The sequence below is a fragment of the Arthrobacter sp. TMN-49 genome, from assembly GCF_054511095.1.
In genome coordinates this window covers 1-26,358 of record NZ_JBTNDH010000011.1, presented here as the reverse complement: position 1 = coordinate 26,358, position 26,358 = coordinate 1, and the positions used below count along the sequence as shown (strand labels likewise).

General features: G+C 65.1%; 19 protein-coding genes and 1 pseudogene. 6 read left to right on the top strand and 14 right to left on the bottom strand.

Annotated elements, in window-relative coordinates:
- Window positions 1-25 precede the first annotated feature (25 nt).
- Both ACX80E_RS06790 and ACX80E_RS06785 read right to left on the bottom strand, forming a co-directional pair.
- Window positions 26-1,477, bottom strand: coding sequence for a hypothetical protein (locus ACX80E_RS06790; protein ID WP_459301146.1), 1,452 nt, complete (start codon window positions 1,475-1,477; stop codon window positions 26-28).
- A gap of 478 nt (window positions 1,478-1,955) precedes the next feature.
- On the bottom strand, window positions 1,956-2,456 hold the full coding sequence (locus ACX80E_RS06785) for a DUF2505 domain-containing protein (RefSeq protein WP_459301145.1): 501 nt from the start codon (window positions 2,454-2,456) through the stop codon (window positions 1,956-1,958).
- A gap of 227 nt (window positions 2,457-2,683) precedes the next feature.
- Between ACX80E_RS06785 and mfd the strand changes: the two genes are divergently transcribed.
- Entirely contained in the window at window positions 2,684-6,328 is a 3,645-nt protein-coding gene (gene mfd / locus ACX80E_RS06780; protein ID WP_459301144.1) for a transcription-repair coupling factor, read from the top strand.
- A gap of 66 nt (window positions 6,329-6,394) precedes the next feature.
- Here mfd and ACX80E_RS06775 read toward each other — a convergent pair whose 3' ends face one another.
- Entirely contained in the window at window positions 6,395-7,126 is a 732-nt protein-coding gene (locus ACX80E_RS06775; RefSeq protein WP_459301143.1) for an ANTAR domain-containing protein, read from the bottom strand.
- Window positions 7,127-7,135: 9 nt separating this feature from the next.
- Window positions 7,136-7,849 carry a GAF and ANTAR domain-containing protein gene (locus tag ACX80E_RS06770; protein WP_459301142.1) on the bottom strand — a complete coding sequence of 238 codons (714 nt, stop codon included), beginning with the start codon at window positions 7,847-7,849 and terminating at the stop codon, window positions 7,136-7,138.
- 389 nt (window positions 7,850-8,238) lie between these two features.
- On the opposite strand from ACX80E_RS06770, the gene ACX80E_RS06765 reads away from it, so the two are divergent.
- The gene (locus ACX80E_RS06765) at window positions 8,239-8,613 is read left to right on the top strand and encodes a hypothetical protein (RefSeq protein ID WP_459301141.1); all 375 of its coding nucleotides are present in this window, start codon (window positions 8,239-8,241) and stop codon (window positions 8,611-8,613) included.
- Between the two features lie 135 nt (window positions 8,614-8,748).
- Here the strand turns inward: ACX80E_RS06765 and ACX80E_RS06760 are convergent, their stop codons facing one another.
- The 5 genes from ACX80E_RS06760 to nirB all read right to left on the bottom strand — a co-directional run bounded on the left by ACX80E_RS06760 (window position 8,749) and on the right by nirB (window position 14,414).
- Complete coding sequence (locus tag ACX80E_RS06760) at window positions 8,749-8,973, bottom strand: hypothetical protein (protein WP_459301140.1); 225 nt, start codon at window positions 8,971-8,973, stop codon at window positions 8,749-8,751.
- An 83-nt stretch (window positions 8,974-9,056) separates the two neighbouring features.
- Complete coding sequence (gene deoC, locus ACX80E_RS06755; RefSeq protein WP_459301139.1) at window positions 9,057-9,764, bottom strand: deoxyribose-phosphate aldolase; 708 nt, start codon at window positions 9,762-9,764, stop codon at window positions 9,057-9,059.
- A 53-nt stretch (window positions 9,765-9,817) separates the two neighbouring features.
- A complete protein-coding gene (locus ACX80E_RS06750; protein WP_459301138.1) occupies window positions 9,818-10,939 on the bottom strand; it encodes a uroporphyrinogen-III synthase in 1,122 nt (373 codons plus the stop codon).
- Between the two features lie 23 nt (window positions 10,940-10,962).
- Complete coding sequence (gene cobA, locus ACX80E_RS06745; RefSeq protein WP_459301137.1) at window positions 10,963-11,739, bottom strand: uroporphyrinogen-III C-methyltransferase; 777 nt, start codon at window positions 11,737-11,739, stop codon at window positions 10,963-10,965.
- A gap of 11 nt (window positions 11,740-11,750) precedes the next feature.
- Complete coding sequence (gene nirB, locus ACX80E_RS06740; protein ID WP_459301136.1) at window positions 11,751-14,414, bottom strand: nitrite reductase large subunit NirB; 2,664 nt, start codon at window positions 14,412-14,414, stop codon at window positions 11,751-11,753.
- Window positions 14,415-14,657: 243 nt separating this feature from the next.
- Between nirB and nirD the strand changes: the two genes are divergently transcribed.
- Entirely contained in the window at window positions 14,658-15,044 is a 387-nt protein-coding gene (gene nirD / locus ACX80E_RS06735; protein ID WP_459301135.1) for a nitrite reductase small subunit NirD, read from the top strand.
- Here the strand turns inward: nirD and ACX80E_RS06730 are convergent.
- Both ACX80E_RS06730 and ACX80E_RS06725 read right to left on the bottom strand, forming a co-directional pair.
- Entirely contained in the window at window positions 15,041-16,834 is a 1,794-nt protein-coding gene (locus tag ACX80E_RS06730) for a phospho-sugar mutase (RefSeq protein ID WP_459301211.1), read from the bottom strand. The genes nirD and ACX80E_RS06730 overlap by 4 nt on opposite strands.
- A 43-nt stretch (window positions 16,835-16,877) precedes the next feature.
- The gene (locus tag ACX80E_RS06725) at window positions 16,878-17,720 is read right to left on the bottom strand and encodes a purine-nucleoside phosphorylase (protein ID WP_459301134.1); all 843 of its coding nucleotides are present in this window, start codon (window positions 17,718-17,720) and stop codon (window positions 16,878-16,880) included.
- 65 nt (window positions 17,721-17,785) lie between these two features.
- Here ACX80E_RS06725 and ACX80E_RS06720 point away from each other — a divergent pair, with 65 nt between their 5' ends.
- Window positions 17,786-19,213 (top strand): NAD(P)H-quinone dehydrogenase, encoded by a 1,428-nt coding sequence (locus ACX80E_RS06720; protein WP_459301133.1) that lies wholly within the window; start codon window positions 17,786-17,788, stop codon window positions 19,211-19,213.
- A gap of 72 nt (window positions 19,214-19,285) precedes the next feature.
- On the opposite strand, the gene ACX80E_RS06715 is transcribed toward ACX80E_RS06720, so the two are convergent.
- The 3 genes from ACX80E_RS06715 to ACX80E_RS06705 are packed head-to-tail and all read right to left on the bottom strand — an operon-like array spanning window position 19,286 to window position 24,341.
- The gene (locus ACX80E_RS06715) at window positions 19,286-20,806 is read right to left on the bottom strand and encodes an FAD-dependent oxidoreductase (protein ID WP_459301132.1); all 1,521 of its coding nucleotides are present in this window, start codon (window positions 20,804-20,806) and stop codon (window positions 19,286-19,288) included.
- The gene (locus tag ACX80E_RS06710; RefSeq protein WP_459301131.1) at window positions 20,803-22,884 is read right to left on the bottom strand and encodes a molybdopterin oxidoreductase family protein; all 2,082 of its coding nucleotides are present in this window, start codon (window positions 22,882-22,884) and stop codon (window positions 20,803-20,805) included. The genes ACX80E_RS06715 and ACX80E_RS06710 overlap by 4 nt, the downstream gene beginning before the upstream one ends.
- A 59-nt stretch (window positions 22,885-22,943) precedes the next feature.
- A complete protein-coding gene (locus ACX80E_RS06705; RefSeq protein ID WP_459301130.1) occupies window positions 22,944-24,341 on the bottom strand; it encodes an MFS transporter in 1,398 nt (465 codons plus the stop codon).
- Window positions 24,342-24,613: 272 nt separating this feature from the next.
- Between ACX80E_RS06705 and ACX80E_RS06700 the strand changes: the two genes are divergently transcribed.
- Together ACX80E_RS06700 and ACX80E_RS06695 are read left to right on the top strand one after the other, a co-directional pair.
- Window positions 24,614-26,023: an MFS transporter gene (locus tag ACX80E_RS06700; RefSeq protein WP_459301129.1), complete on the top strand. Its 1,410-nt coding sequence runs from the start codon at window positions 24,614-24,616 to the stop codon at window positions 26,021-26,023.
- A gap of 155 nt (window positions 26,024-26,178) precedes the next feature.
- Window positions 26,179-26,358, top strand: a pseudogene (locus tag ACX80E_RS06695) (IS5/IS1182 family transposase); the annotation flags it as partial.

The window sequence follows — 26,358 nt, the reverse complement described above, 5'->3', positions numbered from 1 at the left end:
GTCGGTGGCGAGTTTTCTCTGGCGGTTAGTGTCTTCCGGCTACCCGGCGGTTTCGCCAGAGTGCCACGCAGCCGAGTCCCAGGAACAGCATCGCCAAAGCGAGCGTGGGAACTACCACCAAGCCGGTGTTCGCCAAACCGCCCTGCGCCATGACCACCGGGGTGGCTGCCGTCGTCGTCGGAGTAGTGGCCGGGGTGGTGGCCAGTGTTGTGGCAAACGTGGCTAATGTGGTTGCGGGTGGGGTTGCTACCGTCGTCGCCGGTGTAGTGGCTGGGGTGATTGCCGGTGTAGTAGCTGACGTCGTCGTAGCCGGTGTCGTAGCCGGTGTCGTCGCCGGTGTAGTAGCTGACGTCGTCGTCGCCGGTGTTGTGGCGGGAGTGGTTGCCACCGTGGTTGCTGAAGTGGTCGCCGGTGTACTTGCTGAGGTTGTGGCTGCGGTCGTCACGGGAGTTGTTGCAGGCGTGGTCGCTGGAGTCGAAGCGGCGGTGGTGGCCGGCGTAGTGGTGGCCTGGCTGCTGGGGCACACTACCGTCTGCAGAACCACCGTGTATGTTGCCGTTCCGTCAGCCGCATTGGCCGTCCAATCTGGAGCAGCGCCGAGCCGAGTGTCCACCCCCGGGGTTGCCGTAACAACAACTGTTGCTCCGTTGGCCGCCACACCCAGAACCGAATAGACAATGCCCCCAGTGCTGGCAGGGGTCACTGAGGGGATGCTCAGCTGCCCAAATTGATCACAAACAGCCAGGACAACCACCGGCGCAACCGGGACCGCCATAACAACGGTGGGTGGAACTGTGCAGTCAGGGACTGAGAAGACCACCGTGTACATTGCTGCCCCGGTAACTGCGTCAATCACCCAGCCGTTGCCACCCAACAAGAGGGTGCCAAGGGTGGGAGTCGCCACCACCGTGGCGGTGTTGCCGGCAGCAACTACGCCCTGCAATGAATAGCTGAGGGCAGTTGTGTTGGCGGGTAGCTGCAGCGCTGGCAAGGTGGCAACTCCCGGAGCGCTGCATACAGCCTGCACAACCACCGGGGCAACAGGCACTACCGAGACCTTGCCGGGCACTATGCAACCGTTGTTGAAAACGGCTTGACCCTCAGCCGTCCAATTCTGGCCGTCAGGGTTGTAGTCATTCGGCGGGTAGATGTCTCCCCACGATCCGTCGGCATTCGTGACGGGGTAGATAGGGCCCGTATGGTCGATGTGGCCTGAGTTGTAGAATCCTTTGGGGCTGGTCTCCAGCGCCACATACGGGTTGCTTGCACTCGCAGAACTGTGGCAAAAGGCAATAGTCTTTTCCTCTTCAGGTGCTCCGGCAGCTCCGGCTGCTCCGGCTGCTCCGGCAGCCATTGCACCCAGACTTGCAAAGCCCAGCGCCAAGACGGCGGCGAAGGGCATGACTTTGGACCACAGTTTGGGCGTGCGTGGACGCTGATCCGTGGCAGGTTGACGTGGTTGCGAGTTGTTCTTCATGGCTCCCCAGCTCTCCGATGACTCTTCTGTCACCACACGACTACGGCCTTTTCAAAGAATGAATCTGCCTGCCGCCCCGAATCAAATGCAGCATCGGGGTGATGGGGAAACCTTTGTCCCACCCTGAAATGCAACAATTTGGAAGCAATTTGCCCTCAAATTCTCATTGACATTTCCGGGTCCCAATGACGAAATTTCTCCGGATGTGGAATTCGAAGACTATGGTTGGGGAAAATCAACGGCTAGAGTGTTCGACACTCTAGGGCCGGCTGAATACCACTCGCTTTCGGGCCGTGACTACTCACTTTTGGCCACTGAATTGTCGGCAAACAAGGCAATTGTCACCGATGTGATACCTGCGTACGCGTAGAGCAGGCAGACCGGTAGAGACGGAAAATTTTTCCCTTAAACAAACATGGCGCACAACTTTGTTGTGCGCCATGGGCGGTCTGGGGAGGTTCTGGGCCCTCCGTCCTATTTAAGCGTGCGTGTCCAGCCATTCCTGGGCAAGGTTTGCCTGCAGGTTCAGAGCCCTGCCAATGACGGGTTCGGCAGCTGCGGCAATCTTGGCGCCCAGGAACGGCACGCCAGAGGTAACCTGGCCGGTGAGCTCCACCAGGGTGGCAGCGCCGTCGGCCGTCAACTTCTGCAAGGCGGTGACATCCACAGGCGCCCCAGCCACGCTCAGTTTGATGGAGTTGGTGCGGGCACCGTCGGGCGCCGGGGCGCTCCAGGACTCCTCCTGCGTTACAGTCAACGAGGCGCCAACAAACTTCTTGACAATCTCAGGCATCCGGGTGGTGGGCAGGGTGCGCACCGTCTTGGTGGTGAAGGCTGCCGAGGTGGGTCCGCTGATGGCGAACGACTTCAACTCCCCGCCCACAGTTTCGCTGACATGCTTGACGAAGTCGGCGTTGGTAAAAACATCTGTCACGCTCTGGGCTGTGGCAGTAAGAGTTGTTGAGGCGGCAAGCGCCATGGTTCCTCCAAGGGTGGGGGTGCGTAGGGCAGCTCCTAGGATAGCAAGGGTTGGCTCGGGATACTTGGGCGTGCCCGGCCCGGAGTAAGCTGGAGGTATCCTAGTCCTTTTGCGAAAATCTGGGCTTTCGTGCTGTTCCCGGCACGGTTTGGACCTGCCAAAACAGCTGCGGCGCACCGCCACCGGCCACTTAGTCAATCTGTCACTCGCCAAGGAGAAAATCACCCATGAGTCTTGCAGGGTTGCGAACCGCACTGTCCCAGGATCCGCTGTTCGCCCGTGTTCGCAGCTACGCCGCCAGCGACCCGGCCACCCGCAGCACAGACATTGCCTTTAGCGCCCCCGCAGGAATGCGGGCGGTGCTGCTGGCCGAGGTGGCCGACGGCTTGGCGTCCCTGGGCGCCGGCAATGCCGGTGTGGTGCTGGCTGTGACAGCCACCGGGCGTGAGGCCGAGGACACCGTGGCGGCCCTGAACTCCTACCTACCGGCAGGTTCCGTGGCGGAGTTTCCCAGCTGGGAGACACTCCCGCACGAACGCCTCTCACCGCGCTCGGACACCGTGGGCCGCCGCCTTGCGGTGCTGCGCCGGCTGGCGCATCCCGAGCTCGACGCCGGACCCGCCTTGCGCGTTGTGGTGGCACCCATCCGGGCTGTGGTGCAACCCCTGGTGGCCGGCTTGGGTGAGCTGGTGCCCGTGCGTGTTCGCGTCGGTGAGGAGGTCGCCTTCACCGAGCTGATCAGGCGACTCTCCGATGCCGCCTACGCCCGCGTGGACATGGTCACGCACCGCGGCGAATTTGCTGTGCGCGGCGGTATTTTGGATGTTTTCCCGCCCACCGACAACCACCCGGTCCGCATTGAGTTCTTTGGGGATGAGGTCGAAGCCATGCGCTGGTTCAGCGTGGCCGACCAGCGCTCCCTGACCTCCGTCAAGGGCGAGGTCAGCCACCCCACCGAGCTGTATGCCCCGCCGTGCCGGGAAATCCTCATCACCCCGGCCGTCATGAGTCGGGCGGCGAAGCTCAAGGCCAGCATGCCGGGCGCGGCCGCTATGCTGGAAAAAATTGCCGGTGGCATTGCCGTGGAAGGCATGGAATCGCTGGCCCCGGCACTGGTGGATGGCATGGTCCCGCTGACCTCGCTGCTGCCTTCGGGATCCATTGCCGTGGTGTTGGATCCGGAAAAGGTCAGCGCCAGGGCTCACGATCTGGAATCCACCAATGAGGAGTTCCTGGAGGCCGCCTGGTCCACGGCGTCCGACGGCGGCAACGCGCCCTTGGACTTGGGCGCGGCCGACCTGGGCCAACACGGCGTCGACCTGGCCCAGGCCGGGTTCAAGTCGCTGGCACAAACCCGCAGCGGTGCCTTGGAATATGGCGTGAGCTGGTGGTCCATCAGCGCACTGGCCCAGGATGAGGAACTTGGCACTGAAACGGATGTGCTGAATCTGCACGCCCGCGAACCGCGCGGCTACCGCGGCGACGTGGCCGAAATGATGGAGTTCATCGGCTCCCGGGTGAAGGACCAGTGGCGGGTTGTGGTGGCCACCCAGGGCCCCGGCCCGGCCCAGCGCCTTGCCGAACTTTTTCACGAAGCCAACATCCCGGCGTCGCGCGTGGAATCCTTGGACCACGAACCGCAGCCGGGCATTATCGAGGTGACCACGGCGGATACCGGTCGCGGTTTTGTGCTGGATTCGCTGAAGTTGGGGCTGTTGACCGAGGCGGACTTGCTGGGCCGGGCCTCGGCTGTGTCGACCCGGGACATGCGCAAGATGCCCTCCAAACGGCGCAACGCGGTGGACCCGCTGCAGCTGAGCGCAGGTGACCATGTTGTCCACGAGCAGCACGGTGTGGGCAAATTTGTGGAGCTGATCCAACGCAAGGTGGCCGGGGCAGGTGTTGGCGGCGCCGCGGGACTGCGCGAATACCTGGTGCTCGAATATGCGCCGTCCAAGCGTGGGGCGCCGGGGGACAGGCTGTTTGTGCCCACGGACCAGCTCGACCAGGTGACGGCGTATGTTGGCGGGGACGCGCCGGCGCTGTCGAAGATGGGCGGCTCGGATTGGGCTGCGACGAAGTCCAAGGCCCGCAAGGCTGTGAAGGAAATCGCCGGGGAGCTGATCAGGCTGTACTCGGCGCGCATGGCCTCCAAGGGGCACTCGTTTGGGCCGGACACGCCCTGGCAGGCGGAGCTGGAGGAGGCGTTCCCCTATGTTGAGACGCCCGACCAGCTGGTGGCCATCAATGAGGTGAAGGCGGACATGGAGAAGGAAGTGCCCATGGACCGGCTCATCTCCGGGGATGTGGGCTATGGAAAGACGGAGATCGCCGTCCGGGCGGCGTTCAAGGCTGTCCAGGACGGAAAGCAGGTGGCGGTGCTGGTTCCCACCACCTTGTTGGCACAGCAGCACTTCGAGACGTTCAACGAGCGCTTCTCCGGCTTCCCCGTGCGGGTGGCTGCGCTTTCTCGCTTCCAAACCACCAAGGAATCCAAGGAGATCGTGGAGGGCGTGCGCACAGGCTCGGTGGACGTTGTCATCGGCACGCACCGGCTGCTGTCCAAGGACTTTGGCTTCAAGGATCTGGGACTTGTCATTGTTGATGAGGAACAGCGTTTTGGTGTTGAACACAAGGAGGCGCTGAAGAAAATGCGCACCAACGTCGACGTGCTGGCCATGAGTGCCACGCCCATTCCGCGCACCCTGGAAATGTCCATGACAGGCATTCGCGAGACATCAACGCTGGCCACCCCGCCGGAGGAACGCCACCCGGTGCTGACCTATGTTGGCGGCTACACGGACAAACAGGTGGGTGCCGCCATCCGCCGCGAGCTTATGCGCGAGGGCCAGGTGTTTTATGTGCACAACCGGGTTAAATCGATTGAGCGCACGGCGGCCCACATTCAGCAGCTGGTCCCCGACGCACGGGTGGCCGTGGCGCACGGGCAGATGAGTGAATCCCGCTTGGAGCAGATCATTGTTGACTTCTGGGAGAAGCGCTTTGATGTGCTGGTGTGCACCACCATCATTGAAACAGGGCTGGACATTTCCAACGCCAACACGCTCATTGTGGAGCAGGCCAACAACTACGGGCTTTCCCAACTGCACCAGCTGCGTGGCCGGGTGGGCCGTGGCCGGGAGCGGGCCTATGCCTACTTCCTGTACCCGGCCGACAAGCCCCTGGGTGAAGTTGCCCTGGAGCGGCTCAAGGCCGTGGCCGCCCACAACGAGTTGGGGGCCGGCATGGCCCTGGCCATGAAGGACCTGGAAATTCGTGGTGCCGGCAACCTGCTCGGTGGAGAACAGTCCGGGCACATCCAAGGTGTTGGCTTTGACCTGTACATCCGCCTGGTGGGCGAGGCTGTGGCCGAGTACCGCGGCGACGGTGAGGAGCGGGCGGCGGAGATGAAGATTGAACTGCCCGTCAACGCCCACCTGCCGCATGAGTACGTGCCGGGGGAGCGGCTCCGTCTGGAGGCGTACAGGAAGCTGGCCGTGGCGGTCAGTGTTGAGGCGATCGCCGAGGTTGAGGCTGAACTGATCGACAGGTACGGCGAGTTGCCACCGGCGGCGCTCAACCTCCTTGCGGTGGCCCATTTCAAGGTCGCGGCACGTACCGCCGGGCTCAGCGACGTGGCCATGCAGGGCAACTTCATCAAATTTGCCCCGGCCGATCTGCCCGAATCCAAGGTCATGCGGCTGAACCGCATGTACCCCGGGTCCATGGTGAAACCGGCGCTGAACTCAATCCTCATCCCCAAACCCAAGACTGCCCGCATCGGTGGCCGGGACCTGGCCGACGCCGAGGTGCTCAAGTGGGCGCAGGGTGTGCTCGAAGCCATTTTTGAAACCGTCCCGGCGAGCACTTAAGCAACTGACCCGCAGAAAACGCCGAAAATGTGCGCTTTTCGCGCAATTTTCGGCGTTTTCTGCGGGTCAGTTGGCGGGCTGGGAGGTGATGGTGATGGCGCGCTCCACAACATTCCGGGAGGCCTCGGACAGTGGCTGGCTGTGTGAGCGCGCATAGGAGCGCAGCAGAATAAACGCTTCATCGATGGACACATTGGCTGTGTGCGCAATAACGCCCTTGGCCTGCTCGATCACGATTCTGCTGTTGAGGGCCCGCTGCAGCTGCTCGTTGACCACGGCACTTTCGCGCAAAGCCCGCTCTTGCAAAAGGCTGATGGTTGCCACATCCGCGAACGCCTGGGCCAGGGCGGCATCCTCATCGCTGAGCGGCCCCGCCACGTTACGAAACAGGTTCATGGAGCCGATGGTGTTTCCGCGCAGTTTCATCGGGACTGCATGCAGTGAAACAAAACCTTGGGCCAGGGCGGCGGACTGGAAAAGCGGCCAGGCCGCACCATCGGCGGCAATGTCATGGATCGCAACGACGGCGCCCGTACGGAAACAGTCAACGCAGGGACCCACCCCGGCCTCAAGCTGAAGCACCTCCACGAGTTGACTCTTCTCGCTGGTGGAGGCCATGACCTGCAGGTCGCCGCCCGGATCAACCAGCAACAGTCCGGCAGCGGTGGCGTCCAGGAGCGCGACTGATTCATCGACCAGCGTATGCAAAAGGTCGACGACATCGTAGTCAGCCACCAAGGTATCCGCTATCTTGACGAAAGCGGCACTCACGCGCCGGGCGCGGCTTAAGATCGCCATAGTCGAATTCTACTCCACTATGGCACTGGCATCGCCTCCACGCGGTGGTGTGAAGTCAAGTTCTCTATTGACCACATCACGGGCCACCTCTCGTACCGTCAGACCCTGGGAAAAAGCGTGGGCGCGCAACAGCAAAAGCGCATCGGTGGCTGACATTCCGGTTTGGGCCAGCACCATGCCTGTGGCCTGGTGGACTTCGCGTCGAGACAGCAAGGACTTTTCCAGCGCCGGGTCCTTTTCGACGCTGTGTTCTCCCGGGCTGGCAGTCAAAATATGGCGCAGCAGCTGCCAGGCAGCTGCATCACTGAGCTGCAGCGCTGCCGCGTGGTCAACGGGGCTGAGGGAGCCGGGGGAAGAACTGTATAGTTCGATGACGCCCACGTCCATGGCTCCCAACAGAAGTGGGAACACGAAGATGGCTGCGACGTCGTAGTCCAACACGGCTTTGGCAAAGACCGGCCAGGCGGAGTGGCCAGCGGATTTGACGCTCGGCAGAAAGACTGGCTGACGGGTTCGCAGCGCCTCCCAGCGTGGGCCTTCGCCCAAATCGAATTGCAGCTCCTCGATCCGGGCAGCTATCGCGTCACTGGCGCCAATCGAAGTTTCCGGGGCGTGGCCGGGGAAAGCAGAGATGGAGATGCCGGAGATGGGCAGCTTCGCCAGAAAATCCGCGCACAAGTCCGCTCCGAAGCTTTCAAATCCTCCGGGCAATTGCTCAGCCATGAGCGACTCTTCTCCCCAGCGGCGCCAGCTGCCGATGAGTAACCGTGAAGGGTGCAGGGGTCAAGACCGGCGATGAATCATCGAGGCGGACTATGAGAGGCACAGGGCCGCTCCTCCTTGGGCTTTGTCAGAGTGCTCTGAAACGTACTACGAAACAACTGGTCTTATTACAGCTTATGCCTGTTCCGCAACACTGCATCCTAACTGACGCCTACGCCCCCTAGCTAGGCGGCGTACGCTCAACTAGAATGAGGTACCGCCCCAGACCCCGGCGCGACCATTGTTGTCGAGAATTCTAAAGGGAGTGGCGCCATGCCGGGGATAAAGATGCCAATTGATTTACCACCACCGGTCGGTTCCTTTTGTCTGAGGACTGCTGGCGGTTTGTCATGAGGCCGCTCCAAAGAGATGACGAATTGCCCTACGACGGGCCGTTTGGCGATGTTGGGCGGCTGACTCTTGAACTCCAGGCCTTGTCGGAACCAGACGTGCCGGTGGGCTGCGCCACAGGTGAACCTCCACTGATGCTTTTGGACCGGCAGGAAGTGCTGGCCAGTGAGGTCGTGGCGCTTGTGGTGGAGCTGCACCACAAACTTGAGCTCTACCTGGCCACGAATTCCCGGCTCGCAACGGACGAAGTGTTGCGACTCGATGCCGAGGCTGCGGTTGCCTGGATGCAAGAAACCATTGAAGATCTGGTGGCGACAGTTGTGGGTATCGAGGAGATAGACCCGAATCCGCCTGCCGATCCCGTGGAACTTTGAACCCGGGCGGCGCCGGAACAAGGCCCCGCGCCCATCCCGGCGACCCCACCATGAACTGACCCGCAGAAAACGCCGAAAAGCAGCGCTTTTCGCGCTGTTTTCGGCGTTTTCTGCGGGTCAGTTCGGAAGGGGTGGCTACTCTCCGGCGGAGTTTGAGCGCCCCATGATGGTCAGCGGGATCCAGATGCCCAAGGCGCACAGGCCGATGCCCACCCCGGCCGGGACAAAGGCGTGCGCAAAGCTTTCCAGGCTCCAGAAGGAGAAGGCAAAGATTCCGCCAAGGAACAAGGCGAAGAAGATGACGAACAAGACCGCTGATTGCACAACGTTGTTCTCACCACGGTAACGGGTGTTGGACACGGTTCCTCCTGACCCCAAAGAGGGGAGCTGAGTGGGTGCACCGGAGGCCCGGTGCGCTGATCTACCCACGATCTTAGTACGGATTAGTAGGAGCCAGCGCCTGCCCCACCGGCGACGATGGCAATACCGGAGCTGGTGCCAATGCGTGTCGCCCCGGCGGCGATCATTTCCAGGGCCCGGTCACGGGTCCTGACACCACCGGAGGCCTTCACTCCCATCTCCGGGCCCACGGTGTGGCGCATGAGGGCGACGTCGGATGCGGTGGCGCCGCCGCCGTTGAAACCCGTGGATGTTTTCACGAAATCGGCCCCCGCCTCCACTGCTGCCTCACAGGCCAGGACCTTTTCGGCGTCGCTGAGCAGCGCGGTTTCAATGATGACCTTCAGCAGTGAGTCCTCGGCATGGACCACCTCGGCCACGGCGGAAATGTCCGACACCAGGGCGTCCTTGTCCAGTGCCCGGGCCGAGGCAACATTGATGACCATGTCCACCTCGTCGGCGCCGTCCATGGTGGCCCCGCGGGCCTCAAAAACCTTGACATCCGTATTGTGCGTGCCCAGCGGGAAACCCACCACTGTGCACGTCAACACACCTGTGCCCAGCAGCGCCTTCTTGGCTGTTTCCACCCAGATCGGGTTGACGCAGACAGACTTGAAATGGTGCTGCGCCGCTTCCTTGCACAACCGCACAATATCGGCCCGGCTGGCCTCGGGCGCCAAGAGGGTGTGGTCAATGTAGCGTGCCAAATCGGCTGTGGCATGAGGTTCTGCCAAGGGGCCGGTGAGTGTCATAATGTGTACCTTCCTGGGTGCGGGCTGATAACTCCATGGTGCCACAAGACGGCTCAGCGCAGCCGGTAGCCGCGCTTGACAACTGTTTCCACAATGGCCGGATCGGGCAGGGCCGCGCGCAGGCGGCTGATGGTCATGTGCAGGGCGTGGTCGGCGTCGCCCACACCCATCTCCGCCGCCAATTCGCCGTGCGAGAGCACGGCGCCGTTGGCACTGAGCAGGGCCCTGAGCAACTGCAGCGGGGCCGGTGCTAAGGGGACGGGCGCGCCGTCGATGCTCAGCGACTGCCCGCGAATCTCCAGCAGCGTCCCGCAACTCTCCCGGCGCAGCACAGCTGTTTGTTCCAAATGCTCAGACACAATTCTGATCAAGGCGCCCATCCGGAACCGCTCCGGCACCAGGGCCGTGATCCCGGCCTGGTGGAGCGGGGACGCTGTGACGGGGCCGACGGCGGCACAGACCACGTGCCCCGGCCCGCGCAGGGCCGCCAGGAATTCGGCACCCCGCCCCAATTGATCGGCCGTGCTCAGGACGGCGTCCACGGCGGGGGCGCTGGTGAACGTGATGACATCGAGCTCGCCGTTGATGACGGCCTGGATCAGCTGGGGCAACTTGTCCCCGTCCTCGGCGTTAACCCAGCGGTAGGGTGTCACCGTCAACACCGTAGCGCCGGCGTCGCGCAGCCGATCCAACGCGGCAACATCGGTGTAGCCGTGGACCTGGACGGCCACGGTCTTGCCCCGAACACCGCCGGCAATCACCAGATCGGTGAGTGTAGCTGTTGTCTCATCGGCGCTGATGCCTTGGTCATCCAGGCCGGCGGCACGGACCGCGCCACGTGCCTTGGGCCCGCGCACATAGATGGCGGCCTTGGCGAGTGCGGCCAGCAGATCCTCGCCCTGGCCGGCGGCGTCGGCGGCCTCGCACCAGCGGCGCATCCCGTAGGCGGTGGTGACCATGACAATGTCCGGGGCCGCCCCGATCACGGCGGCTGTTTCGGCGCGCAGGGCGTCGTCGTCCGCCACCGGTGCAATCTTCAAGGCGGGGGCGTGCAACACCGAAGCGCCGCGGCGTTCCAGCGCCTCGATCAGGTCCCCGGCCCTGCGATGGGCTGTGACTCCGATCCGGAATCCGCGCAGGGGTTGGGCGGGGCGACTGTGCGGTGTTTCGCTCATGGGTTCCTTAAAGCTGAGGTGCCTCACGCGGACTGCAAGCTGGTCTCCGTGAGGAAGTCCGTGACCGCCAGGCCGTGGTCCCGGGCCAGCGTGACCACGTCCCCGATGACTATGACCGCGGGATTGCGGCAGGTGGAGGTTGTGTTGACTATGGTACCGAGCGTGGCGATGGTGGTGCGCTGGGTGTTGCTAAATCCGCGTTCGACGACGGCCACCGGCGTAACATGGCTCAGCCCGGCCCGGCGCAGCCCCGCCATCAGGGCGGGCAGGGTGCCTATGCCCATGAGTACCACGATGGTCCCGCCCAAGCCAGCCAAATGCCGGTACTCCTTACCCGTCAGGGGTGCATGGCCGGACACCACCGTGAACAGGTGACTGACGTTGCGGTGCGTCACCGGGATGCCCGCCGCACCGGGCACAGCGATGGCGCTGGACACCCCGGGGATCACGGTGACGGGGATGCCAGCAGCGACGGCCGCCGCCATTTCCTCCCCACCACGGCCAAACACGAACGGGTCCCCGCCCTTGAGTCGGAGAACGTGCAGACCGCTCCGGGCGCCGTCGATCATCCGGGCCGTGATGTCCGCCTGGGCAACCTTGTGATGTCCCGGGGTTTTGCCCACGTCCACAAACGTGGCCCGCGGTGCCAGGGCGGCCAGATCCTCCGTGGGCCCGAGCCGGTCAAAATAGACCACGTCTGCCGCGGCCAGCGCCGTGGCGGCCCGGAGGGTGAGCAGATCGGTGGGGCCGGGGCCGCCACCAACGAGGGTGATGCGTCCGGCACGTCGGGTGCGTGGCATGGTTCCCGCCTTCACTTGGTGAGCGCGTCTGCGCCGCGGACGGGAATGTGGGTGGCGATCAACACCGGACCGGCTTTTTCCTGTTCGGTGGCCGGGCGGATCTGGCCGCGTTCGGGCACAAACACAATCGATTCATCGAGGGATTCCGGGGCGTTGACGAAGGAGCGGAAACGGCGCAACCGCTCGGGGTCCGCCAAGGTGGCCGCCCACTCGTCCTGGTAGTTCTCCACATGGGCCGCCATGGCCGCCTCGAGGTCGGCGGCGATGCCGAGGGAGTCGTTGACCACCACCTCCACCACGTGCGCCAGCCCGCCCGGGAGCTCCTCCTGCCAGCGGGCCGTGCGCTGCAACCGCTCCGCCGTGCGGATGTAGTACATGAGGTACCTGTCGATGTAGCTGACCAGCGTGGCGTCGTCGAGGTCCTTGGCCAGCAGTTGGGCGTGCGCCGGGGTGGCACCGCCGTTGCCGCCAACGTACAGGTTCCAGCCGTCGGCGGTGGCAATGATGCCCACATCCTTGCCCCGGGCCTCGGCGCACTCGCGGGCGCAGCCGGAGACGCCCAGCTTGATCTTGTGCGGGCTGCGCAGACCCCTGTACCGCAGTTCAAGGTTGATGGCCATCGCCACCGAATCCTGGACCCCGAAACGGCACCAGGTGGAGCCCACACAGGACTTCACCGTGCGCAGCGACTTCCCGTACGCCTGCCCGGACTCCATGCCGGCGTCGATCAGGATCTTCCAAATGTGCGGCAGCTGCTCCAACCGGGCCCCAAACAAGTCGATCCGCTGCCCGCCGGTGATCTTCGTGTACAGGCCAAAGTCCTGGGCCACCTTGGCGATGACGGCCAGCTTGTCGGGGGTGATCTCACCGCCGGGAATGCGCGGCACCACCGAGTAGCTGCCGTCCTTTTGCATATTGGCCAGCGCCCGGTCGTTCGTGTCCTGCAGCGTGCCACGCCCGGCATCCAGGACGTATTCGCCGTGCTGGCTGGCCAAAATATTGGCCACTGTGGGTTTGCAAATGTCGCAGCCGCGCCCGGCCTTGGCGGTGTCATCGACGCCGAAGCGGGCCAGAATGTCGGGGAAACTCTTGAGTTCCAGGGCCCGGACGGCCTCAAAGAGTTCCGGGCGGGACATCTCAAAGTGCTCGCAGAGGGCCGTGGAGACGGCGATCCCGGACTTGGCCAGCTCGCCCTCCATGAGCTTTTTCAACAGCGGAACGCACGACCCGCACTGGGTGCCGGCCCGGGTACACGCCTTCAGGCCCGCCAGCTCCTGGACCGGGTCCTGGCCCTGGCAGCTGCCGCAGCCGTTGACGGCGTCGCGAACTCCACCGGCGGTGACGTTGTTGCAGGAGCACAAGATGGCGTCGTCGGGAAGTTCGACGACGGGGGCGTCACCTCCGCCGGCGGCCGAGAGGAACGCGCCCGGCTCGGCGGGCAGTTCCCGGCCCAGCAGGGGCCGCAGGCTCGTGTACGGGCTGGCGTCGCCCACAAAGATGCCGCCCAGCAGGATTTTTGCGTCGGCGCTGGTGACAATCTTTTGGTACACGCCCCGGGCCGGGTCGGCATACACCACCTCCAGGCTGTCCGCGGTGCGGGCAAAGGCGTCACCAAAACTTGCCACATCCACCCCGGAGAGTTTCAACTTCGTGGCCGTGTCAAAGCCGGCGAACGTGGCATTGCCGCCGTGCAACCTGTCCGCCACAATCTCCGCCATGGTGTTGGCAGGGGCCACCAAACCCATGCACGTACCGCCAAAGTTGGCCACCTCGCCGATCGCCCACACCCGGGGGACTGTGGTGGCGCAGTGCTCGGAAATGACCACGCCGCCGCGCGGGCCCAGCTCAAAGCCGTGGTGGGCGCCGCCGTCGTCGCCCCGGGCCAGTTCGTCGCGGGGGCGCACGCCCACGGCCACCACCACCAGATCGGCGGGCACCACCGTGTCGTCGGCCAGCAGCACGCCCGTGACCTGGCCTTCGTGATCCGTCGCAATCGCCGCCGGGTACACGCCGGCCGTGGCGTTCATGCCCTTGGCCGCCACGAGCCGTCCCAGCGCCTGCCCGGCCCCCTCATCCAGTTGGGCGTTCATGAGCCAGGTGCCGCCGTTGACGACCACCGAGGTGGCGCCGAGTTTGATGAGCCCGGCGGCTGCCTCCAAGCCCAGCAAGCCCCCGCCAATGACGGCCGTGGACACCGTGCGGCCCAGTTTTTTGCCCAGCACGGCCAGCTGTTCGTTCAAGGTCCACACATCCTCAAGCGTGCGGTAAACGTGGGTGTGTTCGGCGCCGGGAATTCTCAGCCGGGTGGCATCGGAGCCTGTTGCCAAGACCAGCTCGTCATAGGGGTAGTGGGTCAACACCCCCTCGGCCATGGTCTGCACCGTTTGGGTTTCCGGATTGATCGAGGCCACCTCCGCGCCGCGGACCAAGGTCACGGCCGGGTGCTCCCAGAGGGCGGGATCGCCCAACGTCAGGTCTGTGTCCACTGCCGTCAGGGCCTGACTGAGCGCCACCCTGTCATACGGGGCGTGGACCTCCTCGGTCAGCACCGTCAGGTGCCAGTCGTCGAGCCCGCGGGCGTGCATGGCCTCGGTAAAACGGTGAGCGGCCGGGCCTCCGCCAACAACGACTACCCTGCGGAACGCTGCGCTGTTCGGCGCGGTGGGCTGCTTCATGGCTGTGGGCCTTTCACTGAGGTTGGCCGAGTGTGCGCACCAACGTGTAAACCCAATGCTAGAAAGACGGCGTTGCCGAGCCGTTTCGCCCGTGTAACGGACAGTTAACGTCTACCTACCGGCCGTCCCGGGCAGCCGGTGACACGGGATTTACGTCACCGTCACATACGCGGCGGCGGGGCGAAACATGGCCTCCCTAGTGTGAAAACCAAGCAGTTTGGCCCACCCACGTTAGGAACGCTCATGGAACTCGTCCTGGAAACCCCTGCCACCGGCTACGCGCCGCTTCCTGGCGGCACGACGCCGGCGGCCGAGTGGGTGCCGGTGTGCCGGCTCTCAGATTTGGCCGACTCCTGGGGTGAGGCGGCCCTGGTCAAGGGCCGGCAGCTGGCCTTGTTCCGGGTGGGGCGCGCGGACGTCTTTGCCGTGTCTCAGGCTGATCCCCGCACCCGCGCCCACGTCATGTCCCGCGGAATGGTGGGTTCGCGGGGACGCACCCACACCATTGCCTCACCACTCCACAAGGAGGTCTACTCCCTGGTCACGGGGGAGTGCCTTGGCCGCCCCGAGCTGCACCTTGGCACGTATCCTGTGCGGGTCGTGGACGGTGCCGTGGAGGTTGCGCTTTAAAGCGGCGCCAGCCCCAGCGATGCCTTGGTGTCGTGCACGACGGCGGCGAGGGCTCGCTGCGCTTCCACCTGGGCGGCGGCCAGCTGCGTTCGCTCGGCCACCGGCACAATGACCTCAAGATAGCATTTGAGTTTGGGCTCGGTGCCGCTGGGCCGGACAATGACCCGTGTGCCATGCTCACTCAGGTACGCCACACCATCGGTGGCCGGGAGCAGGGGCGTCCCCACCGCCAGGTCGGTGAACTGGGCAACGGCCGAACCGTCAAAACTGGCCGGTGGCTGGGCCCGGAGCCGGGCCATCATGTTCGCGATGTCGGCAGGATCCTCCACCCGGATGCTGATTTGGGTGCTGGCGTGCAGCCCGTGCGCCAGGGCCAGATCATCCAAAACGTCAAAGAGGCTCCGGCCAACGGCCTTGAGCCCGGCAGCCATTTCGGCCATCAACAGCCCGGCCGAGATGCCGTCCTTGTCCCGGACCACCTCCGGCGCCACACAATACCCCAACGCTTCCTCATAGCCGTAGGACAGTTCCGGTACCCGTGAAATCCATTTGAAACCTGTCAGCGTCTGGACGTGTTCATAACCTGCCGCGGCGGCAATCTTGGCCAGGAGCCGTGAGGAAACGATGGAATTGGCAAAGACGGGGGTGCCGGCGCCGCCAGCGTTCGCACCCACTCGTCCACCCCGGGCCACCACATGGGCGCCGAGCAGCGCACCCACCTGGTCCCCGTGCAGTTGGCGCCACTGCCCGCTCGCCGGGTCCCGGACACCGACGGCCACCCTGTCGGCGTCGGGATCGTTGGCGAGCACCAAATCGGCGCCCACCTGCTCCGCCAGCGCAAAGGCCAGGTCCATGGCCCCGGGCTCCTCCGGGTTGGGGAAGGAGACGGTGGGGAAGAGGGGATCGGGGGCGGACTGTTCGGGCACCGCATGGTTGTCGGTGAAACCGGCCTGGCGCAGAACTGCCAGCGCCGTCTCGTGTCCCACCCCGTGCAGGGAGGTGTGCACTATGCGCAGCTCACGGTGCGGGAAAGTCTCAGGGTCCGTCAGCTCAACGATGGCCTGCCGGTAACTCTCCAGCAGTTGTGGCCCCGGCACGCTCCAGCCGCTGGCCGCCACCTCAACGGCGGACGTGTCGCCCAGCTCGGCGGTGTTGGCCACAGCATCGATCTGGGCCGCTATCTGGGTGTCGTGGGGGGACACGATCTGCACCCCCCGGGCGGTGGGCGCCACCGCGCGCCCACCCAAATACACCTTGTAGCCGTTGTCCCGGGACGGGTTGTGGCTGGCGGTAACCATGACACCCGCCTCGCACGCCAGGGCCCGCACGGCAAAGGCAAGAACAGGGGTTGGCAGGGCGGCCGGCAACAAGAACGTGTGGATGCCAGCAGCGGTAAAAATGGCTGCCGTCTCCCGGGCAAAGACCGCCGAGTTGTGGCGTGCGTCAAATCCCACGACAGCCCTGGGCTGGTAGGCGGCATCATCGCCGGAGGAGGCTGCGGCGTCGTGCGCCAGGGCCACCAGGTGGGCGGCCACCCCGGCAGCAGCGCGGCGCACCACAATCCTGTTCATCCGGTTCGGGCCCGGACCCATCGCGGCCCGCAGCCCGGCCGTGCCAAACTGCAAGGGGCCAGAAAAACTGTCCGCCAGTTCCGGTGCGTCCGCCGCAACCCAGTCTCGCAACGTTTGTGCCGTGGCCGGGTCGGGGTCATGGCTGGCCCACTGCAGCGCCGCAGCCCTCAGCGCATCCTGTTCGAGCGCGGCGTTGGTCCCGGAGGTGGTGTCATCTATATGTTTCACCCCACAAATGTAGCCCGGCTGCGCGGGGACGGCGTCACATTGTGGCGATAATGCCCGCCAACAGGGCCGAAATGCGCGGACCGGCCGCCAGCCCGGCCGCCAACACTTCCTCATGGCTGAGCGGATCCGGGCTGATGCCGGCCGCCAGATTGGTGACCAGGGAGATACCAAACACCTCCATGCCTGCTGCGCGTGCGGCGATGGCCTCCAACGCCGTGGACATGCCCACCAAATCCGCCCCAATGCGTTTGGCGTACTGCACCTCCGCCGGGGTTTCATAGTGCGGGCCGGTGAACTGCGCGTACACGCCTTGCGCCAGCGACGGATCCACAGCACTGGCCAGCGCTCGCAGTCGTGGGGAGTATAGGTCTGTCAGGTCCACGAAGGTGGCACCCTCCAGGGGGGAGGCCGCCGTGAGGTTGATGTGGTCGCTAATCAGCACCGGAGTGCCCGGCGCCCAGTCCTCGTTGAGGCCGCCGCAGCCATTGGTCAGCACCAGGGTGGTGGCGCCGCAGGCAGCAGCTGTGCGCACCCCGTGGACCACGGCGCGCACACCCTTGCCCTCATAAAAGTGGGTACGGGCGCCGAGCACCAGCACGTTCTTGCCAGCCGGGGTGCGGATGGAGGTCAGGGTGGCCACGTGGCCGGCGACGGCGGGAGGGGAAAACCCTGGCACGTCCGCCGCGTCCACGGTCGCCGTGACCTGGCCGATAAGTCCTGCCGCAGCACCCCAGCCGGAACCCAGAACCACTGCAATGTCGTGGTGGGCAACGCCTGTGTGCTGGGCAATGTACGCTGCCGCCTCGCGGGCCAGCTCGGTGGGATCAAGGTCCGCCGGAGAATGTTCAATAGTCACAAAACCAACATACCGGTACATGGTGTGCCAGCGCACAGCGGCGAATAACTTGGTGCACGGGGCAAGCTAGGGAAGAATGAACAATTGTGACGAGCCAACAAGAAGCCTTTCAGCCCTTTGCCCTTCCCAGCCTGGCCATTCTCGGCGGCGGACCGGGCGGTTATGAAGCCGCCATGGTGGCCGCCTCGATGGGGGCCGCCGTGACCATTGTGGAGCGCGCCGGGATGGGCGGCGCGGCGGTGCTCACCGATGTGGTCCCGTCCAAGACGCTGATTGCCGTGGCGGAGGCCATGAACCGCAGCGTCGAATCCACCGAGCTGGGCGTGAGCTTCGAGGCCGCTGAGGGCAACCCCAAAACTGTCATGCGTGCGGACCTCAAGCACATCAATGAACGCGTCATACGCCTGGCCAAGGAACAATCCACGGACATTCGGCGCGGGCTCGAGGCTGTGGGGGTCAAGATTGTGATCGGCACCGGCCGGCTGCTGGACAACCGCACCATTGAAGTTGACCGGGGCGAGTCCAAGGAGATCATCAAGGCCGACGCCATCCTGGTCTCGGTGGGCGCCCACCCCCGCGAACTGGCCACGGCCCAGCCCGACGGCGAACGCATCTTAAACTGGACCCAGATTTATGACCTTCAGGAGCTTCCCGAGGAACTCATTGTGGTCGGATCCGGTGTGACGGGGGCAGAATTCGCCTCCGCGTTCAACGGCCTGGGCTCGAAGGTCACACTGATTTCCAGCCGCGAGCAGGTGCTGCCGGGTGAGGATTCCGACGCCGCAGCCGTGCTCGAGGACGTCTTTGCCCGCCGCGGTTTGCGGGTGCTGTCCCGGTCCCGGGCCGAGGCTGTGGAGCGCACCGCCGACGGCGTGGTGGTCACCCTCGGTGATGGCACCAAGGTCACCGGCTCGCATTGCCTGGTGTGTGTGGGGTCCATCCCGAACACCACAGACATCGGCTTGGCGGAGGCCGGCGTTGAGGTCACCACCAGCGGCCACATCAAGGTCGACGGCGTTTCCCGCACCAGTGCGCCCAACGTGTACGCAGCCGGCGACTGCACCGGCGTGTTTGCGTTGGCCTCGGTGGCCGCCATGCAGGGCCGCATCGCTGTAGCCCACCTGGGCGGTGACGGTGTGCGCCCGCTGAAACTAAACCAGGTGTCCTCGAACATTTTCACGTCCCCCGAAATCGCCTCGGTGGGTGTCTCCGAAGCCGATCTGGTCTCCGGCAAGTACCAGGGCGACGTCATCAAGTTGTCGCTGCACACCAACGCCCGGGCCAAGATGCGCGGGGTCAAGGACGGCTTCATCAAGATCATTGCGCGCAAGGGCTCCGGCACCGTCATCGGCGGCGTTGTAGTGGGCGCCGGCGCCTGCGAGCTGATCTTCCCGATTGCCCTGGCCGTCACCCAAAAACTGCACGTGGACGACGTCGCGAACACCTTCACCGTGTACCCCTCATTGTCGGGGTCCATCTCCGAGGCTGCGCGTCGCCTGCACGTCCACATGTAAAAGCCCTGCGGGTCAGCTGCACGAGGGTAGGGAAGGTGTGGGGAGGGTCAGTTCGGCCTTCTTGGCGGGCAGCTAGGCGGGGGCGAAGTGCGCCTCGATCAGCTCCTTCAGATCCCCGTGGCAACCGCCGCAGCCCGTGCCGGCCCTGGTGGCCGCGGAGACCTCCTGCACCGTTGCACACCCGCCCTTGACGGCGCCGGTGATGGTTGCTTCGGCGACTCCTGCGCACCGGCACACAGTCCGGGCCGGGTCTGCCTTCGCGAGCACCTCCCGGTCCGGGCCGTCCAGCCGCAGCAGGGCGGACCTGTCGGCCGGCAATTCTGCGCCCCGTTCAAACAGCAGCGTCAGCTCGGCGCCCGTGCGGGGCATGCCAACACTGATGAAGCCGGTCAGAACGCCGTCACGCGTGCTCATTTTCACGTATTTGCCGTGCTCGGGGTCAGCCCACAGGCTCACCGCCAGGCCGGGTGCGGGCTCGAACGGCCCGGCCGAGACGTCACCGGCGGCAACAACATCCACACCCCGCGCCTTGAGCATCATGACCGGCGCCCGCTCGGCGGGCAAGGGGAGCCGAGTCCCCGCCTGGTCCGTCAGAAAGTCCGCGAGCCATTCGGCCTGCCGCCAGCCCGGACCAATCAGGCCCGCTGGCCCATCGCTGGCGGCGCAGTCCGCGCAGGCGGCGTCCAGGCAGCGAATCTCGGCGCAGTCGCCCATGGCAAAAATGTGGGGATCGTGCAGGGCCGCCAGCCGGTGGTCCACCAGGATGCCACGGGCCGTGGCCAGGCCCGCCCCGGCGGCCACCTCAACGCGGGGGCGCACGCCGCAGGAGAGCACCAGCAGATCCCCCGCAACGGCTGCGCCGTGGTCCTGGCGCAGGGCAGCAAAGGTTTGTTCGCCGTCGGGCCCGGGGCGCAGCTCCAGCCCCACGGAGCGGGCGCTGGCGACGACGGTGACGCCACTGGCACGCAGGGCCGCGGCCAGGGTGTGGCCGGCCCCCGCGTCGATGCTTCGCGCCAGCGTGTGCGGGCCGTGGTGGACAACAGTGACGCGGGCGCCCTCGGCCTGGGCGGCCAGCGCCGCCTCCAGGCCCAGGATGCCACCGCCGAGCACCACCACGTTCGCTTTGCGTGCGACGGCGTCGTGCAGCTGTGCGGCGTCGGCAAGGTCCCGCAGCGCAATGACGCCGCGGGGCAGCGGCACCCGGGCCGTCGGGTCCGGGTTGAGGCCGTGCAGGGTGGGCACCACCGGGCGCGCACCGGTGGCAAACACCAGTTTGTCGTAGCGCACGGCGGTGCCGTCCGCCAGGCGTACCTGCTGGCGTGCCCGGTCCAAGCGCAGCACCCGCGTACCCAAGTGGACGTTGACGCCGGCGGCAATGAGCTCCGCGGCGTCGGAGAGCGCGATGGCTGCCGCGGTGGTGCGCCCCACCCCAAGATCGGCCACCAGCACACGGTTGTAGGCGGCGGCGGACTCCTCGCCAATGACGGTGACCGCCAAGGCGCCGCTGCGTACGGCCGGGAGCAGCTGGTCCACGAATCTGGCGGCAACAGGGCCGTAACCCACAACAACCACCTGCCTGGGTGCCTGGCTCATGACTGATCCGCCAGTGCTGCGACGGTGACAGAACTGGCCTTGAATTCCGGCATCCCCGAGATCGGGTCGGTCGCCTGGCTGGTCAGCAGATTCGCGTTCTGCGCCTGCGCGAAATGGAACGGCAGAAACACTGTGTCGGTGCGGATGGTGGTGGTGTATTTAGCCGCACACAGCACGGTGCCGCGGGCGTTGGCCACGGTGACCTGTGCGCCGTCGGGAATTCCACGGGGCGCCGCAGCCAGGGGGTGGATGAGCAGCTGGGCGTGCGGCACGGCGCCGGCCAGTTCGCCCACGCGCCGGGTCTGGGCCCCGGACTGGTAGTGCTCCAGCAGGCGCCCCGTCACCAGGGCGAGCGTTGCGCCGGTAAAAAGCGGGTCCCGGGCTGGATTTGCCGCTGGGGAGACAGCTGTCAGCACTGCACGGCCGTCCGGGTGGGCAAAAGCTGTGCGGAACAGCCGGGGCGTGCCGTGGCTGCCGGCGGGGAACGGCCAGTAGGCCGCCGCCCCGGAATCCAACAGCGCGTAGTCGATCCCTGAGTAGTCGGCAAGTCCACCGGCGGAGGCGGCCCGCAACTCGGTGAAGACGGTTTCCGGGTCGGCGCTGAAAGTTGACGGTGCCTCCAACCGCCGGGCCAGCTCGGCCATGATCCACAGCTCCGACCTCGCCCCGGCCGGCGGTGTGGTGGCGGCACGGCGGCGCAGCACCCGGCCCTCCAAATTGGTCATGGTGCCCTCCTCCTCGGCCCATTGCAGCACGGGGAGCACCAGATCGGCCTCCCGGGCGGTCTCGGACATGAAGAAATCGCACACCACCAAAAAGTCCAGGGCCCGCAGGCCCGTGAGCACCTCGCCGGCGTTGGGTGCCGACACGGCCACATTGGCGCCGTGGATGAGAAACATCCGGACGCCGTCCGCTTTGCCCAGTGACGCTAAAAGTTCGACGGCGGGAAGCCCGGGCCCGGGGATCAGGGCCGGGTCCACGCCCCACACCTGCGCCACATGCTGCCGGGCTGCGGGGTCGGTGATCTTGCGGTAGCCCGGCAGCTGGTCGGCTTTTTGGCCGTGCTCACGCCCGCCCTGGCCGTTGCCCTGGCCCGTCAACGTGCCGTAGCCGCTGTTGGCCGAACCTGGCAGGCCCAGCAGCAATGCCAGATTGATGGCAGCCGTGGCCGTGTCGGTGCCGTCGACGTGCTGTTCCACGCCCCGGCCCGTGAGGATGTAGCTGCCGCCGTTGCGTGCACCCGCCGCCAGCAGGCGGACGGTTTCGCGCAGCAGGTGCACGGGAACACCTGTCACCGATTGGACCCTTTCGGGCCACCATCCGGCCACGCTGCGAGCCACCGCCGCAAAGCCGGTGGTCCGGCTGGCCACAAAGTCCATATCGGCGAAACCCTCATGGAGTGCGATGTGGCACAGGCCCAGCAGCAGCACCAGGTCGGTGGCCGGGGCGGGCGCCAGGTGCAGGCCGGCGCCGTCGGCCGTGAAACCGGCAGTGGCCGTGCGCCGGGGGTCCACGACTATCAAACCGCCGGCGGCGCGGGCACCCACCAGGTGCTGGACAAACGGCGGCATGGTCTCGGCAACGTTGGATCCCAGCAGCAGCACGGCGTCGGCGGTGTCCAAATCCTCCAGCGGGAACGGCAGACCCCTGTCCACGCCGAAGGCCCGGTTGCCGGCGGCGGCGGCGGAGGACATGCAAAACCGGCCGTTGTAGTCGATCCGGGACGTGCCCAACGCCAGCCGGGCAAACTTGCCCAACTGGTAGGCCTTCTCATTGGTCAAACCGCCACCGCCAAACACGCCCACGGCATCCGGGCCATGGTTCTTGCGGGTCCGGCGCACCTGGTCGGCAATCATGTCCAGGGCCTGCGTCCACGGCACCGGGCGGTGAACGCCGTCCTCACCACGGAGCAGGGGAGTTGTGAGCCGTTCCGGATGCCCCAACAAGGCTGCCGCCGTCCACCCCTTGCGGCACAGTCCGCCCCGATTGGTGGGGAATTGGCGGCCGGTGATGACAGGCTCCGCCGCGGGGGCTTGCAGCGCCGCGCCCACTACACCGGGCGCCGCCGTCACCGTCATGGCACATTGCAGCGCGCAATAGGGACAGTGGGTGTCAGTGGCTTGCCCGGGCGCGATCACTAGACACTTCCCAGATTGGCGGCCGACGACGGGCGTAGATACACGGCCCAGGTCACCGCCATGAGCACCAGGTAGCCGGCCACGAAGGCGATGAACGCGTTCTCATAGCCGCCGGTGGCCTGGCGGGAGGCGTTCAGGACCTGCGGGACCAGGAAGCCGCCGTAGGCGCCGATCGCCGAAATGATGCCCAGTGCCGCCGACGCTTTGCGCCCCGCACTCTTCAGGGCGCCGGGCTCGGACTTGGACCGGAGTGCGAAGACGATCGGGATCATGCGGTAGGTGGAGCCGTTGCCGGCGCCGGCCGCGGCGAAAAGCACCAGGAACAACAGCAGGAACAAAGGGAAACTCCCCAGCGGCAGAGTGATCAGCTGGGCCAGTGCCGTCAGGGCCAGGACGCCGAAGCAGACCACTGTGACCCGTGCACCGCCCCACCTGTCAGCCAGTTTCCCACCAAACGGGCGGGCCAGGGAGCCCACCAGGGCGCCCAGGAAGGCCAGCGAGATGATGGCCGGGCCAATGGAAATGCCAACACCGGCCCCGAAGGAATCCACGATCAATTTCGGGAAGACGGCCGCGAAACCAATGAACGAGCCGAAGGTGCCAATGTACAGCAGCGCCAGAATCCACAGGTGCGGTTCCCGCAAGGATGCCAGCGAGCCGGCAATGTCAGACTTTGCGCTGGCCAGATTGTCCATGTACTTCCAGGCGCCCCAGGCAGCAACAAGAATCAGCGGCACCCACATGAGCCCTGCCAGCGGCAGGCCAAGGGTGCCGGCAGCCAGCAGGGTGACGGCCAGTGGGACCATGAACTGGGCGACGGCGGCGCCCAAGTTCCCGCCGGCGGCGTTGAGTCCCAGCGCCCAACCCTTTTCGCGGGCCGGGAAGAAGTAGGTGATGTTCGCCATCGAGGAGGCAAAATTGCCGCCGCCCAGGCCGGCCAGAGCGGCAACTGCCAGCATGGTGCCGAACGGAGTGGTCGGATCGCCGAGGCACCAGGCCATGCCCAGTGTGGGCATGAGCAGGAGCAGTGCCGAGATGATGGTCCAGTTACGCCCGCCGAACTTGGCCACCATGAAGGTGTACGGGATGCGCAGCGTTGCGCCGACCAGGGATGGGATGGAGATCAGCCAGAAAAGTTCGGCGGAGCTGAAGGTGAAACCCGCGCCGGGCAGGAACACCACCACAATGGACCACAGCTGCCACACCACGAAGCCCAAGAATTCGCAGGCGATGGACCACCAAAGATTACGTTTGGCGATGGCCCGCCCCACACTTTCAAACTGCGCCGTGTCTTCAGCGTCCCACCCGTGCAGCCACCGGCCAGGTGAGCTGCTCAGGGCCGCTCCGGTGCTGGGCCCGGACTGAACTAGTGAGCCGTTCATGTTCTCTACAGTCATGGCTTTCCTCCCCATCGCTTGTTGTGTGTACAACGCTAGAGAACCGGCGTTTCGGGGGCTGTCACGGGGTGTGAAATCGTTGTGACGTTTCCCTATCCACGGCCGCCGGGTTCTTGTTAGGCAGCCGATGCGGCCCTGCCGCGAATCCACATGGTGGCGGAGGGCGTCCAATGGGTGGACACTGCGTATAGTGTTGACGGTCGCACTAAGTATCGCCATCGCCTTGCAACAGATTAGAAATCGCTGACAAGGCCCTGAGAGAAAGCCACCCCATGAGCACTCCCCAAATAGCGGAGACAGTGGAGATTCCACCAGCCAACAGTCGAGGACGGGTCATAGTGGCCAGCCTCATCGGCACCACTGTCGAGTTTTACGACTTCTACGTTTATGCCACGGCAGCCGTCTTGGTCTTCCCGGCCCTTTTCTTCCCCAACGCCGAGGGTTCGGTGGCGTTGCTGAGCTCCTTCGCCATCTTCGGCGTGGCGTTTATTGCCCGGCCCCTGGGGTCCATCGTGTTTGGCCACTTCGGTGACAAGGTTGGCCGCAAGGGCACGCTGGTGGCATCCCTGTTGACCATGGGTATTGCCACCTTCCTCATTGGCTGCCTGCCCACGGCACTGGTGCCGGGCTGGGTCTTCTGGGCTCCGGCGTTGCTGGTCGTCATGCGATTCATGCAGGGCCTGGCCCTGGGCGGTGAGTGGAGCGGTGCGGCACTGCTGGCCACCGAGAACGCCCCCGCGGGCAAGCGCGCCATTTACGGCACGTTCCCGCAGCTTGGCGCACCCATTGGCTTCATCCTGGCCAACGGAATCTTCCTGGCCCTGAGCCTTGGCCTGAGCACGGAGCAGTTCACCGCGTGGGGTTGGCGTATTCCGTTCCTGCTCAGCGCAGTCATGGTGATCATTGGCCTGTACGTTCGCCTGAAGCTGGTGGAAACCCCCGCGTTCCAGAATGTCATCGACGCCGGCGAGGTGTCCAAGCTTCCTGTTGGCCGGGTGTTCAAGACCAGCTGGCGCCCCCTGATCCTTGGCACCTTCGTCATGCTCGCCACGTACGTGTTGTTTTACCTCATGACAACGTTCACGCTTTCCTACGGAACTGCGCCGGCCACCCTTGAGGCGGCCAAGGACAAGGCTGCAGCAGCCGGTAAACCCATGAGTGCTGACGCCATTGCCTCGTGGGTTCCCGGGCTGGGGCACACCCGCAACGAGTTCCTGGTCATGCTCATCATCGGTGTGGTGTTCTTCGGTATCTTCACCCTCGTCTCCGGCCCGCTGGCGGAGAAGTTTGGTCGCCGCAAGACCCTCCTGTGGGTCACCGGCGGCATCCTGGTGTTCGGCCTAACGTTTGTGCCGTTGTTCGGCGCCGGCATGGTGGGCGTCATGACCCTGCTGATCGTTGGTTTCACGCTCATGGGCCTGACATTCGGCCCCATGGGTGCCCTGTTGCCGGAGCTGTTCCCGACGAACGTGCGCTACACGGGATCGGCCATTAGCTACAACATGGCCAGCATTCTCGGTGCCGCCGTGGCTCCCTTTATCGCCGTGGCACTGTGGCAAAGCGCCGATGGCAGCCCCGTGCTGGTGGGGGTGTACCTCTCCGCCATGGCCGTGCTGACCTTGATTGCGTTGTTCATCATGAAGGAAACCCGCGACTTGGACTACACCACCAACGTCAGCTGATCCCCAACCGGATCTGACCCGCAGAAAACGACGAAAATCGCGCTAAAAGAGGCTGTTGCTTTTTGGGGTGTGGCGGTGTTTGCTTTGTCCCGGGTCGTGTTTAAGAATTGAGCATGGCCCGGGATTATCGCTCTGTAGATCGTGACACACCGTTTTTGCTTCCGCCTGATATTCGGGAGTGGTTGCCAGCGGATCATTTGGCGTTGTTTGTTGTGGATGTGCTGGCACGGTTGGATACGACGGTGCTTCATGGCCGCTCCAAGCGTGGGGGTACGGGCCGGCAGGGTTATGACCCGGACATGTTGTTGGGGTTGTGGTTGTATGCCTCAGCGAGG